The sequence below is a fragment of the Pseudidiomarina piscicola genome (assembly GCF_902806985.1).
Classification (GTDB): domain Bacteria; phylum Pseudomonadota; class Gammaproteobacteria; order Enterobacterales; family Alteromonadaceae; genus Pseudidiomarina; species Pseudidiomarina piscicola.
Window position 1 is genome coordinate 99,616 of the sequence record NZ_CADCXY010000003.1, and the last position, 12,593, is coordinate 112,208.

At 51.0% G+C, this 12,593-nt stretch carries 12 protein-coding genes; 10 read left to right on the forward strand and 2 right to left on the reverse strand.

All coding sequences use genetic code 11. The annotated features are described in order from the left end of the window. Positions 1-2: 2 nt before the first annotated feature. From flhA to PSI9734_RS07390, 5 genes are all read left to right on the forward strand, one after another. On the forward strand, positions 3-2,078 hold the full coding sequence (gene flhA / locus PSI9734_RS07370) for a flagellar biosynthesis protein FlhA (protein WP_173920661.1): 2,076 nt from the start codon (positions 3-5) through the stop codon (positions 2,076-2,078). Further along, positions 2,075-4,168 (forward strand): flagellar biosynthesis GTPase FlhF, encoded by a 2,094-nt coding sequence (flhF, locus tag PSI9734_RS07375; RefSeq protein WP_173920471.1) that lies wholly within the window; start codon positions 2,075-2,077, stop codon positions 4,166-4,168. Before flhA ends, flhF begins: the two co-directional genes overlap by 4 nt. After that, positions 4,165-4,641, forward strand: coding sequence for a hypothetical protein (locus PSI9734_RS07380; protein WP_173920472.1), 477 nt, complete (start codon positions 4,165-4,167; stop codon positions 4,639-4,641). Before flhF ends, PSI9734_RS07380 begins: the two co-directional genes overlap by 4 nt. 5 nt (positions 4,642-4,646) lie before the next feature. Continuing rightward, positions 4,647-5,345: an RNA polymerase sigma factor FliA gene (locus PSI9734_RS07385; protein ID WP_173920473.1), complete on the forward strand. Its 699-nt coding sequence runs from the start codon at positions 4,647-4,649 to the stop codon at positions 5,343-5,345. Between the two features lie 94 nt (positions 5,346-5,439). Continuing rightward, positions 5,440-5,817 (forward strand): DUF4870 domain-containing protein, encoded by a 378-nt coding sequence (locus PSI9734_RS07390; protein ID WP_173920474.1) that lies wholly within the window; start codon positions 5,440-5,442, stop codon positions 5,815-5,817. 67 nt (positions 5,818-5,884) lie between these two features. On the opposite strand, the gene PSI9734_RS07395 is transcribed toward PSI9734_RS07390, so the two are convergent. Further along, entirely contained in the window at positions 5,885-7,672 is a 1,788-nt protein-coding gene (locus PSI9734_RS07395) for a DUF885 domain-containing protein (RefSeq protein ID WP_246194817.1), read from the reverse strand. 155 nt (positions 7,673-7,827) lie between these two features. On the opposite strand from PSI9734_RS07395, the gene PSI9734_RS07400 reads away from it, so the two are divergent. Next, positions 7,828-8,742, forward strand: coding sequence for a Dyp-type peroxidase (locus tag PSI9734_RS07400; RefSeq protein WP_173920475.1), 915 nt, complete (start codon positions 7,828-7,830; stop codon positions 8,740-8,742). A gap of 20 nt (positions 8,743-8,762) precedes the next feature. On the opposite strand, the gene argR is transcribed toward PSI9734_RS07400, so the two are convergent. Continuing rightward, complete coding sequence (gene argR, locus PSI9734_RS07405) at positions 8,763-9,230, reverse strand: transcriptional regulator ArgR (RefSeq protein ID WP_173920476.1); 468 nt, start codon at positions 9,228-9,230, stop codon at positions 8,763-8,765. 183 nt (positions 9,231-9,413) lie between these two features. Between argR and mdh the strand changes: the two genes are divergently transcribed. The 4 genes from mdh to rplU all read left to right on the forward strand — a co-directional run bounded on the left by mdh (position 9,414) and on the right by rplU (position 12,578). Next, positions 9,414-10,346, forward strand: coding sequence for a malate dehydrogenase (mdh, locus tag PSI9734_RS07410; protein WP_173920477.1), 933 nt, complete (start codon positions 9,414-9,416; stop codon positions 10,344-10,346). A gap of 79 nt (positions 10,347-10,425) precedes the next feature. Further along, positions 10,426-11,007, forward strand: a complete 582-nt coding sequence (gene rrtA / locus PSI9734_RS07415) for a rhombosortase (protein WP_173920478.1) — start codon at positions 10,426-10,428, stop codon at positions 11,005-11,007. Between the two features lie 9 nt (positions 11,008-11,016). Next, complete coding sequence (gene ispB / locus PSI9734_RS07420) at positions 11,017-11,988, forward strand: octaprenyl diphosphate synthase (RefSeq protein WP_173920479.1); 972 nt, start codon at positions 11,017-11,019, stop codon at positions 11,986-11,988. Between the two features lie 278 nt (positions 11,989-12,266). After that, complete coding sequence (rplU, locus tag PSI9734_RS07425; RefSeq protein ID WP_173920480.1) at positions 12,267-12,578, forward strand: 50S ribosomal protein L21; 312 nt, start codon at positions 12,267-12,269, stop codon at positions 12,576-12,578. The last annotated feature ends 15 nt before the right edge of the window (positions 12,579-12,593 follow it).

Genomic DNA, 12,593 nt, shown 5'->3' on the forward strand with positions numbered 1-12,593 from the left:
CAATGAAAGACGTAATGAATGGCATCAAACTTGACCGCATGCAGGTATTTGTCGGGCCAGTCTTGATCTTAATGATTTTGGCGATGATGGTATTGCCGTTACCGCCGTTTATTCTCGACTTCTTATTTACCTTTAATATCGCGCTGTCGTTAATGGTGTTATTGGTCAGCATGTTTTCTCAAAAGCCGTTAGAGTTCGCAGCCTTTCCAGCGGTATTGCTGTTCTCAACCTTATTGCGCTTGTCACTCAACGTGGCGAGCACCCGCGTGGTGCTGATGGAAGGCCACCAAGGGGGCGATGCGGCGGGGAAAGTCATCGAGGCTTTTGGTCAGTTTCTCGTTGGTGGTAACTTTGCGGTTGGCTTAGTGGTGTTTGCCATTCTCGTTATTATCAATTTCATGGTGATCACCAAGGGCGCTGGGCGAATCGCAGAAGTTGGTGCGCGCTTTACCCTTGATGCCATGCCAGGTAAACAGATGGCCATCGATGCCGACTTGAATGCCGGCTTGATTGGCGAGGAAGAAGCTCGCCTGCGGCGCCAGGAAGTAGCTCAAGAGGCCGAGTTTTATGGCTCGATGGACGGCGCCAGTAAGTTTGTACGTGGCGATGCAGTCGCGGGCATGGTGATCATGGTGGTCAATATTATTGGCGGCTTAATGATTGGCGTTATGCAACACGATATGAGTATGAGTAATGCGGCCCATACCTATGTGTTGTTAACCATCGGCGATGGCTTGGTTGCACAAATTCCGGCACTAATAATCTCCACAGCGGCAGGTGTTACGGTGTCTCGGGTGAATACCGAGCAGGACGTTGGGCAGCAGTTAATCAAGCAACTGTTTGTGAATCCGAAAGTGTTAATGCTGGCCGGTGGTGTGATTGGTCTTCTGGGCTTAGTGCCGGGCATGCCTAATTTCATCTTTTTACTTTTTACAGCCATTCTTGGTGGTTTAGCTTGGTTCCTGCAAAAGCGTCAAAAAGAGCAAGCCGCAAGCGCAGCCCAGGCGGCCGCAACCAGTGAACCTATTGAAGCTTACAGTGCCCCGGAAGCCAGTTGGCAAGACGTCAACCTAGTCGACACCTTAGGTATGGAAGTCGGCCATCGGCTGATTCCGTTGGTGGATAATAATCAACAAGGCGAGCTTCTAACCCGTATCAAAAGTGTGCGCAAGAAGTTTGCCCAAGAAGTCGGTTTCTTGCCGCCGGTGGTACATATACGCGACAACTTGGAGTTGACCCCACAGACCTATATTTTTACGCTCAAAGGCAGTGAAATAGGGCGCTCGGAAATTTACCCCGAGCAATGGCTAGCGATTAACCCAGGCGAAGTTACTAACGAAGTAGAAGGGGTGGCAACGTCGGACCCAGCCTTTGGCTTACCGGCGATTTGGATCGCTGCGGACCAACGCGAACATGCGCAAATTTATGGCTATACCGTGGTTGACGCAAGCACTGTGGTCGCCACCCACCTAAATCACTTATTGCAACAACATTCGTCTGAGCTGTTAGGCCGTGAAGAAGTGCAAAAACTGGTCGACAAACTGGCAGAAGAAAATAAACTACTGGTCGACGATGTGGTACCGAAATGTATTAGCTTGACCAACCTGCAGCGTATTTTGCAAAAGCTCCTCGAAGAAGACGTTTCGATTCGCGATTTACGCACCATTTTCGATAAACTTGCCGAGTTTGAAGGGCAGCAGGCCGATGTGCAGCAAATGCTAGCCGATGTGCGCGTGGCGCTGGGCCGAATGATTACCCAAAAATGGTTTGGCAGTGCCACTGAACTCGAAGTGATAGGGCTCGATGCCAGCTTAGAGCAAATGCTGATGCAAGCACTGCAACAAAATAGCGCGATCGAACCTGGTATGGCAGCAACCATGCAGCAGCAAGCGCAAACTGCGGTACAAAATGCGATGACCATGGGGCAGCCACCGGTATTGGTTGTTCCCCATGCACTACGTGACTTAATGACGCATTTCTTGCGTCGACAAATTAATGACCTAGTGGTGATGTCGCAAGCGGAAATTCCCCATGATCGAACAATTAAAGTCGTACAAATTATTGGAGAACGTTCATGAGCTTAAAGCGGTTTCAAGCTCGTAGCCACAAAGATGCGATGCGGCAAGTTCGCGAAGCACTAGGTGCTGACGCGATCATTGTGATGTCGCGCAATAATGATGCAGGCAACGAAATTTTTGCGGTACGCGAAGAAGAACTGGATAGCCTGGCCGCACCGTCAACGGTCACCTCGCAGCCGGACGATCTTACCCGGCAATTATTGCATGACGTGCAAGAAATGCGCCTGTTGTTACAGCAGCAGGTGGCGACCAGCGAGCCTCTTGATCAGCGCAAGTGGTGCTATCTTAAACTGCGTTCAGCGGGCTATTCAGATACCTTAGCGCGCGAGTTGGTAGCACTACTACCGGCCCATTTAAATGCGGCAAAAGCAACCCAAGAAGAACTTCAAGCGTGGTTAACCGAGCAGCTACAAATGCGCTTAAAGGGGGCCCAGCGAGACTGGGAGTTGTTGCATCATGAAGGGGTGGTGGCGCTGGTAGGGCCAACGGGCGTTGGCAAAACCACCACAACGGCGAAACTTGCCGCGCACTACGTGATGCAAATGGGCGCTGAGAGCCTATTGCTAGTGACCACCGATAGTTTCCGGATTGGTGCGCAACAGCAACTGGCGACCTATGCCGAGCTGCTTAATGTCGATATCTTTGCGCTGCACGATGACGCCGATTTAGCTGAACTACAAGGGAAAATGCAGAACAAGCGGTTAGTGTTGGTCGATACCGTGGGTATGAGTCAACGAGATCATCGGCTGACCCAACGTGTGGCCGCACTGGCCACACCAGAGCTAGGCGCACAGCCGCGCTTAGCGTTGTTACTCAATACCGCGGCGCAGCAAGCGACATTAAACGAAGTGGCGAGCATTTATCATGGCATCGCCAAGCAACTTAACATGCCACTTAACGATTGTATTCTCACGAAAGTCGACGAAGCGTCTTGTGTGGGAGGCGCACTGGATACTGCCATTCGCCATCACCTGAGTGTGCAGGCGGTCTCAAGTGGTCAGCAAGTACCAGAAGATATTTTAGCTCCCGACTTTCAAGCCTTGGTCAGTAGCTCAATGGCAGTGAGTGACGCCGCGAAAGATGCCTATGAAGACACCGATATCGACCTGCCGGAAAGCCTTTCAGCGCGCTCACAAACGGCGATTCAGCATGCTCATATGCTACGCGATTGCGTTGAAGGTTTAGCCGCAGCCTTACCAGATTTCGCGGCGGTACAACAGCAACTGCTCAACGTCAGCCGAGTCGACACGGCCGTTGCAACCTTGCCTGCGACGACCGCCTTTGCGCGTTGGGCAACGGCTAAGCCGGCCGCTAATTTTCATCATTCAACGCCGCATTTTGGTTTTTCCCAAGCCGGTCAGCTTGAATTGCAACCGCTGCTACAACAGCACGCAGCCCCTTGGTATGAGCAGACGCACTTGCGTGGCCATTTGTTTGACTTTTTACCTACGGGCGAAGAGCTGGATGCACTGAACGAACAGTCGTTGGCCTGGCTGGCGCGGGTGAATCGTCAGCATCGCTTTTACCACCAAGGGAAAAAAGCGTCAGCGGCAGATATCCTGCGCCGTCATGGCATTAAACTAGATTCCTATAGTCGGACCTATCGCGCCGAAGTGCACCGTCTGAGCATAAGCCTTGCCGCAGTTGCCCGCGCTGAAGGTAGCGAAGAGTACCTGCAATTGGCCTGCGTGAAGCTACAGCCGAGCAGCTCAAAAAAACGTGCTGTAGAGCGCTATTTTCTGGTTTATCCGGGCTGTACTGCTGAGCAGCTCTATGACTTTATTGGCATGATGCTAAGCACCGATGAGCTTGATCGTTTAACGCGCAGCGCATGGCCGTTGGTCGAACAACACGTCGATAATGCCGATGCCAGCAGCTTGTTGTACTTAAGTGCTTTACTTGCCAGTAGTGCCGCAAGTTTGGCGCACTCAGCAGCGCCAACGGCGGCTACCCTTAGGGCGCAACTGATGGCGCTAACTCAGCGTACGGGTAAAGCCGATGCGCATAAACTTTTGCCGGCGGTGTGGCAGTGTGTGTTGGCTTATGATGCCTTTCATTTGGGGGCACGAGCACATGAGGCGCCGGCATGAGCGATCAAGCGGCAAGCTTACGCGCTTGGGCGGCATCGCAAGAGCGCGATAAGGCACCCGAAGCAGCGCCGACAGCGCCCTCGTGCAAGCAGCAACTGGTGGTGATCGGCTTGCCGTCACCCACCTATGACGAGTGCCAACGGTTATGTGCACCGGTGTTGCAACGCTGGCAAGCCAATGGCCGGCGTTGGGTTGGTGATGCTGCGGAATGGGGCTTCATTGCGGCGAGCCTAGAAGGCCATGATTGGTCTGAACTCGCCAGTGAGCATGCGCGATGGGCGCTGTGGATAGACAACGATATGCAAAGTTTTCGTCGTGCCTATAGCCATCTTAAGCATCTGGCTAAAACTCAGAAAGTTCAGCAGATCATTGCGCTGCACCCACCGATGCAGTCGCGCCGTGGGCTGTTGAGTAATTTGCAAAGTGCAGCGAAACAGTTTTTGGGTATTCAATTGTTGGTCTTTGCGGAGTAACTGCTATGTACACTGCAGATGGAAGAATTTCTAAACAACAACTGGTTGAGCAGTATTATCCGTTGGTGCGAAAGACCGCGCTTAAGTTAAAGGTTCGTGTTCCTGAAAGCATAGAGCTAGACGACTTGATACAGTCTGGAATGATTGGCCTGTTGAGCAGTTTTGAGCGCTATGATGCCTCAGCCGGCGTCGCATTTTCGAGTTTTGCCCACGCGCGGATTCAAGGTGCGATGATCGATGAGCTGCGCACGCGCGATTGGTTGCCACGACGTGTGCGTCGCTCCAGTCGTGAACTTGAGGCGTGCATTAGAGACTTAGAACAAAAGCTTGGGCGCGCGCCCGAGGATCAAGAAATAGCCACGGCGATGGACCTTGATCTAGAAACCTATCGAAAATTACTGGGTGATACCAATGCCGGTTTAGTGCTGTCGCTGGATGAGGTCGCCAGCGATATCGATAGTATTTCGGAAACCCTACAAGGAGCTTTTGAGACCCCCGCCGAAGCCTTTGATCAAACCCAGCTACGTGAGAACTTAGTCGCGGCCATTCAAAGCCTGCCTGAACGCGAGATGCTGGCACTTACGCTGTATTACCAAGAGGGCCTGAACCTTAAGGAAATCGCCAAAGTGCTTGAGGTTTCCGAGTCGCGCGTTTCGCAACTTCATAGCCAGGCAATTAAGCGTATTCAAAGTAAAGTACGATAACGGCAACGAGGCTTTTAGCTGTTTGATGTTGACAACTTGTGACAATGCCGTAATTCTAATGGGCGGATAACTCAAACAAAAAAGGAATAAAAGAATGGAACCTGTTCAGGAAACCACAGTTATTAGCGGTCCAAGTAAAGAAGATCGTACCTACGCGATGCTGCTCCACTTGTCACAATTTGCGGGTTACCTTATCCCCTTTGCCGGCCTTATTGTGCCGTTGGTGATGTGGTTGCTGAAAAAAGATGAAAACCCATACATCGACGCCCAAGGTAAAGTCGTATTCAACTGGATCATCTCAGCGTTCATTTGGGGCGTGATCTGCGTCATCCTCAGCTTTATTGTGATTGGTATCTTCCTGCTGATCGCGCTCGGCATCTGTCATGTGGTGTTTGCTATTATCGGTGCGATACGCGCCAACGACGGCGTCATCCAAGACTACCCGCTCACCATCAAATTCTTCAAAGTCTAATACAAATGTTAAGGGGGGGCAGCCCCCCCTTAAAAAAACGTCTTTACAATGTAAGGGCTGCCCCCTCTTATACTTGCGAGTCGATCCAGTTGCGGATTTCGGTTTCCAGTACGTCAAGGGGGATGCTGCCGTTCTTGAGTACTTGGTGGTGGAATTCGCGTAGGTCGAACTCGGCGCCTAGGGTTTCTTCTGCTTCGATGCGTAGCGAGCGAATCAACATTTCGCCAAGTTTGTACGACAAGGCTTGGCCTGGCCACGTGATGTAGCGGTCAATTTCGGTGCGCACGTTATGCAAGCTAAGCGCGGTGTTCGAGGCCATAAAGTCCATGGCTTTTTCGCGGCTCCAACCCATGGAGTGCATTCCTGTATCAACCACCAAGCGTGCTGCGCGCCACATTTCATAGCTCAAGCGGCCGAAGTTACTGTAAGGGTCTTGATAAAAACCTGCTTCCAAACCAAGCCACTCTGAATACAAGCCCCAGCCTTCACCAAAGGCTGAAATATAAGTGTGCTGACGATAGGAGGGCACGCCTTCCATTTCGCGGGCTAAGGCGCCCTGTAAATGGTGACCGGGTACGGCTTCATGTAAGGTTAAGGCTTCCAACTGATACAGCGGTCGGCGATCTAGCGCGTAGGTATTGACCCAATAGAAACTGGCGCGGTCGTCACGAGAGGTGCCGGCATAGCGTCCGGTGGTGTACTTTGGTGCGATTTCCGCCGGCACTGGGGCAACACCGTAGGGCTGGCGCGGTAAGTGCTTAAAGAACTTGGGTAGCTCGCCGTCCATACGTTTCGCAATGTAGGCAGCTTCTTTCAGTAGTTCTTCGGCAGAGGTCGGGTAAAACTGTGGGTCTGAGCGCAAGAATTCAACGAACTCGTCGAAGCTTCCGGTAAAACCTGTCTGCGCGATAACACGATCCATTTCATTGCGAATGCGGGCCACTTCGGCCAAGCCGCGCTGATGAATTTCTTCCGGGCTTAAGGCCAACGTAGTGAAGTGCTCGATGCGATTTTGATAATAAGCGTCGCCGTTGGGTAGGTTCGAAGCGCCGATGCTCTTGCGGCTGTTTGGTAAATATTCCATCACCATGAAATCAAAATAGGCTTGATAGGCAGGGATCACCTGCGCGTCGATGATGCGTGCCGCTTCTGCTTGTAGCTCGGCCCACTGTGAGTCGGTCACGAAGTTAGGCTGTTGTTGCAGCGGTGCATAGAACACGCTGTTTTGTGGCGATTGCACAATAAAAGCAGCAATGCTGTCTTCAAAACCGACCATCGAGGCTTGGGGTTGGGTGTAGCCTTCAGCCATGCCACGCTGCAACCATTGCGTTTGTTCTTTCATGTAACGTGGAACGGTGGCCAATTTCGCAACGTAGTTTTGGTAGTCTTCATAGCTACGCAACGACGTGTTACGCACCATAAACGACAGTGAACTGTGGAAACCGCCTTCGGCATTAAGCGGCATATAGTGTTCTTTGAAATCAAATGCATCAACGTTATTTTGCAAGCGGTAGGTCAGCATACGCCAGTTAATGTATTCTTGGCGCGACAAAGCGTCGGTATTGATGGCCATCAATTGATTGAGCCAGTTGCGTTGCTGCTCAGCGCGTGCCGCGACCGCTTCGGGCGTCATGCTTGGCAAGGCGGAGTCAGAATTTTCACTGCCGACGGGATTTTGCATTCCTTGCCAAACCTGCTCGGCTAAGTCAGTGAAACGTTGGTCTTCGGTTGCCGCTACCTTGGTTACCGCTGTCGAGTCGGCCGCCGGAGAGCTCGTAGTCGTACTGCAACCGCCTAACACCATGGCAAGTGATGCTGCCACTAAAGTTGTGGTAAAACGCTGTGAAAGTCCCATAATAACTCCGCTTAAAGTCTCATTTTTTTGAATAGTTTTGCTAAACTGACAAGCATTGTATGTGAGTGGGGCGTTAGCGCAAGTTTGATGCGACCAAGTTGCACAGATTTTCGAGCAAGTAACGCAACCCAAGTAAAAGCACCAGTGAGGAACGCATGGCCAAAGCTCAAAAAGGTATTTATGCCGAGCCTAATTTGCATGGCTTAACATTATCGTTGAATGTTATGACCGACGATGTGGAAAGTGTACGCCGTAAATTGGCACGCGTTCCGGCGATGCTGGACGAACTCGACGAACGCTTCTCGGAAGCCTTGCTCAGCGGTTACATCGCCGTCGGCAGCGATTACTGGGACATTCTTTACCCGCAACAGCGGCCCTCGCAGCTTGGCAACTTCCCCGATCTACGTGACGGCGACAGGCAAGCGCCGCGCGAACCGGTTGATCTGTTATTAACGGTGCGCTCCGATCGCTTCGACGTGAACTATCACTGTGCTCGGGCCTTACTTGAATGGTTAGGGCATGACGTGGAAATGATTGAACAAGTGCCCACTTTTCGGTTTATGGATGGTCGAGATTTGACCGGTTTTATCGACGCCCCGGAAAACCCGCGCGGTTTGCGCCGCCGTCAGTTGGCACTCATTCACGCTGATGACGACCCGGTATTTGCCGGCGGAAGCTATTTGTTCGTGCAAAAATTCCGCCATGATTTACGGCGCTGGGAGCAGTTAAGCCAAGAGCTGCAAGAGTTTGTGGTGGGTCGCAAAAAACTCACCGGCGAGCGCATCAGCGAAGCAATACTGCAAATGGTATCGCACACCCAAAAAGCCAAGCTGCAAGACGACAACGAACAGCCCATTAATATGTTGCGGCAGAATATGCCGTGGGGCGATATGCGCGAGCAAGGGTTGCTCGCCATGTATTTCAGCGGTCAATCGCGCGATGTACTCACCTGGCTAAAACAGCGTTATATCGCAGATGAGAACGACGACTATGACCCTCTACTGGACTACACCGAAGCAGTCCACAACGCGGCGTTTTTTGTACCTTCCGTCGACTTTATGAACCGCTAAACCAGCGAAACGCCACCACGTTAGCTGGCGTTTTCAAATAATTCTGTGACTTTCTGTAGCGTGAAATCGATATCAGCGACTTTCACTGGCGCAATAAAAATAGTGTCATCGCCGGCAATGGTGCCGAGTACACCTTCCTTTTTACCAACCGAGTCGAGTAGCCGTGCAATCAACTGTGCCGCGCCCGGAGAGGTGTTAATAATCACCATCACATCGTTATGTTGAATATCCAAAACTAACTGCGACAAAGGAGCTCGGGTAGAGGGGATACCAAGTTCCGCCGGCAAACAATACACCATCTCTTGACGGGCATTGCGGGTACGTACCGCGCCATATTTGCTCAGCAAACGCGATACTTTCGACTGGCTAATATTGTCAAAGCCAAGTGCTTTCATGGCATCAACAATCTCACTCTGCGAGCCGTAACGCTCTTCTTTAAGGAGCCCTTTAAAAGTGTCGATCATTACTTCCGGTTTCGCTTGCGTCATAGTGCAAAGTCGCCTCTTCAATAGGTGTCTAGGGGGCTGGTAGATGACAGTCAACCCACTGAGCGGTCAGTCTATCGTAAAAGCTGTAAAACGCCTAGCCAGCCGCCTTTCGGTTGTAATTTGGACGCTTTTGGAGTAGTCTTTCGGCACGAAAATTTCCCCAACAAATGGATGGAGTCTGAGATGAAAGTTGCAGTTTTAGGTGCAGCTGGCGGTATCGGCCAAGCACTATCATTACTTTTGAAAACCCAATTACCTGCTGGTTCTAAACTAGCATTGTATGATGTTGCGCCAGTTGTTCCAGGCGTTGCTGTTGATCTCAGCCACATCCCAACTGCGGTCGAGGTAAAAGGCTACGGTAAAGAAGACTTAGCCTCAGCGCTGGTCGGTGCTGATATCGTATTGATTCCAGCGGGCGTGCCACGTAAGCCGGGCATGGACCGTTCAGATCTATTCAATATTAATGCAGGTATCGTCGCCAACTTGATTGAAGCGGTTGCGGACAACTGTCCTGATGCATGTGTGGGCGTGATCACCAACCCAGTGAACACCACCGTTGCGATTGCTAAGCGCGTACTTGAGAAAAAAGGCGTTTACAACAAAAACAAATTGTTCGGTGTGACCACGCTTGACGTGATCCGTGCTGAAACCTTCGTCGCTGAAATTCACGGTATGAACCCATCAGAAGTTCAAGTACCAGTGATTGGTGGCCACAGCGGCACAACTATTTTACCACTGTTGTCGCAAACCGGTCTTACCTTTAGCGATGAGCAAATTGAACAACTAACCCACCGCATTCAAAATGCCGGTACTGAAGTTGTTGAAGCGAAAGCCGGCGGTGGCTCAGCAACACTTTCGATGGGCCAAGCGGCAGCACGCTTCTGCTTGTCGCTAGTGAAAGCCTTACAGGGCGACGACAGTGTGGTTGAATGCACTTACGTTGAAACTGATGGCCAAGACGCATTGTTCTTTGCTCACCCGGTTCGCCTGGGGCCAAAAGGTGTTGAAGAAATCTTGTCGTACGGCGAGCTAAGCGCGTTTGAAGAAAAAGCAAAAGCGTCCATGCTTGACGGCCTTAAAGGCGATATCCAGTCAGGGTTAGACTTCGTTAAGTAAGCCTTTTAATGGCGCATTGAACCAGCAAACGCCGGGTATGCTACGTGCAGCACCCGGCGTTTTTTAGTTGAGAACCACTATGGAAAAGCTTGGCCTGAAAATTCCGACGTCGGGTGATGCATTGCTACCCACGCTGAGCCTTATCGGTGTATTGGTCGCATTCATGTGCTTACCGCACAGCTGGCAAGATGCACTCAAGCTCAATAGTCATGCCGTACGTGAAGGGCAACACATCTGGCAGTTGTTCAGTGCTCAGCTGATTCACCACAATTGGTTGCACTTGACGATGAACGTATTGGGCATCGTGGTCTGTTGGATGTTATTTATTGATCATCAGCAAGGCTGGCGGCGTTGGGCTTGGCTACCGGTTATCATGCTGACGAGCAGTTTGGCGCAGATCTACTTTGATCCTGAGGTACGCTTTTACGCCGGTTTTTCGGGTACTTTGTACGGCATTTTTGCCTACTGCGCCCTCAGCGACGTGCTCAACAGGCGTTGGCTAGGGGGCCTGATACTCATTGGTTTACTAGGCAAGGTCGGCTACGACTTACTTTACTTGCCGGAATTAAGCGGCCTCGCATTTGCCGCTCACACGGGCGGAGTTGTTGCTGGACTTGTGCTAGCATTTCTTTGTAAAATCTTAACCTTAAATCATAGCTAGCGTTGCAGAATGAAGTTATCTGAAATAAATACGTTAATGGCTGCAGATATGCAGGGTGTCAATCAACTTATTGGCGCCGAACTACAATCAGATGTCGCCCTGATTAATCAGCTTGGTCTGTATATCGTCAATAGCGGTGGCAAGCGGTTACGTCCGTTGTTGGCTGTTACTGCGGCGCGTGCTGCGGGCTATCAAGGCCAGGGCCACTTGACGTTGGCGACGATCATCGAATTTATTCATACAGCGACCCTGTTGCATGACGATGTGGTTGACGCCTCTGAACTGCGCCGCGGTAAAGAAACCGCCAATGCCGTATTCGGCAATGAAGCAAGTGTCTTGGTTGGTGACTTTCTTTACACTCGGGCCTTCCAATTGATGGTGACGCTAGAGTCGATGCCGGTGATGAAAATATTGGCCGACGCAACCAACATTATTTCTGAAGGTGAAGTCTTGCAGTTGATGAACTGCAACGACCCAGACACCACCGAAGCCAGCTATTTTGAAGTGATTTACGGCAAAACCGGTAAGCTGTTCGAAGCTGCCACCCAACTTGGCGCAGTGTTAGCCGATCAACCTGCAGCCGTGGCAGATGCTTTAGCCGCCTATGGCCGACATCTTGGCACCGCGTTTCAGTTAGTCGATGACTTACTTGATTACACCGCCGATAGTGAAGTGATGGGCAAACAAGCCGGCGACGACCTTGCTGAGGGCAAACCGACGCTACCGTTGCTGTATGCTATGTGGCACGGCAATGATATCGAATCGAGCTTGATTCGCCGTGCGATTGAGCAAGGTGATGGCCGTGATCATTTACAAACCATACTGCAAGCGATGAAGCGCACCGGCGCACTGGATTACACCCGTGATCGGGCACTGGCTGAAGCGGAGCTGGCGAAGCAACAGTTGGCGGTATTGCCGCAGTCACAGCATCGTGAGGCGCTGGATGCGCTAGCGGACATAGCCGTAGACCGGATAGCCTAAACCCAACAACAAAAGCGATGTTTGATGTTCGCTGTTTGCTGTTGGTTTAAATGATTAATAACAAAAGCGATGTTTGCTGTTCGCTGTTGGTTTAAACATCTAACATCAAACAGCGAACATCTAACAACGAATTTGATCTTTGCTGTTGGTTTAAACATCTAACATCAAACAGCGAACATCTAACATCGAATTTGATCTTTACTCCCTAGGGTGGTTTGTATATAATTCGCGCCCTGATTTAAATCTAACGTGCCCATAAGGGCGAATCGGAGAAAACTATGTACGCAGTATTCCAAAGTGGCGGTAAGCAGCACCGTGTGACTGAAGGCCAAATCGTCCGCCTGGAAAAGCTGGAAGCAGCCACCGGTGAAGTGGTTGAGTTCGACGAAGTATTAATGATGTCGAACGGCGATGACGTGAAAATCGGCGCGCCTTTTGTTTCTGGTGGATCCGTTAAAGCGGAAGTCGTCAACCATGGTCGTGCTGACAAAGTGAACATTATTAAGTTCCGCCGTCGTAAGCACCACATGAAACGTCAAGGTCATCGTCAGTGGTTCACTGAAGTGAAGATCACTGGTATTAACGGTTAATTAAGGAGTAACGAC

Excerpts from the sequence above, each read along its gene's own strand:
- flhA (WP_173920661.1), top strand. The coding sequence starts at position 3 with ATGAAAGACGTAATGAATGGCATCAAACTTGACCGCATGCAGGTATTT.
- flhF (WP_173920471.1), top strand. The coding sequence starts at position 2,075 with ATGAGCTTAAAGCGGTTTCAAGCTCGTAGCCACAAAGATGCGATGCGG.
- PSI9734_RS07380 (WP_173920472.1), top strand. The coding sequence starts at position 4,165 with ATGAGCGATCAAGCGGCAAGCTTACGCGCTTGGGCGGCATCGCAAGAG.
- PSI9734_RS07385 (WP_173920473.1), top strand. The coding sequence starts at position 4,647 with ATGTACACTGCAGATGGAAGAATTTCTAAACAACAACTGGTTGAGCAG.
- PSI9734_RS07390 (WP_173920474.1), top strand. The coding sequence starts at position 5,440 with ATGGAACCTGTTCAGGAAACCACAGTTATTAGCGGTCCAAGTAAAGAA.
- PSI9734_RS07395 (WP_246194817.1), bottom strand. The coding sequence starts at position 7,672 with ATGGGACTTTCACAGCGTTTTACCACAACTTTAGTGGCAGCATCACTT.
- PSI9734_RS07400 (WP_173920475.1), top strand. The coding sequence starts at position 7,828 with ATGGCCAAAGCTCAAAAAGGTATTTATGCCGAGCCTAATTTGCATGGC.
- argR (WP_173920476.1), bottom strand. The coding sequence starts at position 9,230 with ATGACGCAAGCGAAACCGGAAGTAATGATCGACACTTTTAAAGGGCTC.
- mdh (WP_173920477.1), top strand. The coding sequence starts at position 9,414 with ATGAAAGTTGCAGTTTTAGGTGCAGCTGGCGGTATCGGCCAAGCACTA.
- rrtA (WP_173920478.1), top strand. The coding sequence starts at position 10,426 with ATGGAAAAGCTTGGCCTGAAAATTCCGACGTCGGGTGATGCATTGCTA.
- ispB (WP_173920479.1), top strand. The coding sequence starts at position 11,017 with ATGAAGTTATCTGAAATAAATACGTTAATGGCTGCAGATATGCAGGGT.
- rplU (WP_173920480.1), top strand. The coding sequence starts at position 12,267 with ATGTACGCAGTATTCCAAAGTGGCGGTAAGCAGCACCGTGTGACTGAA.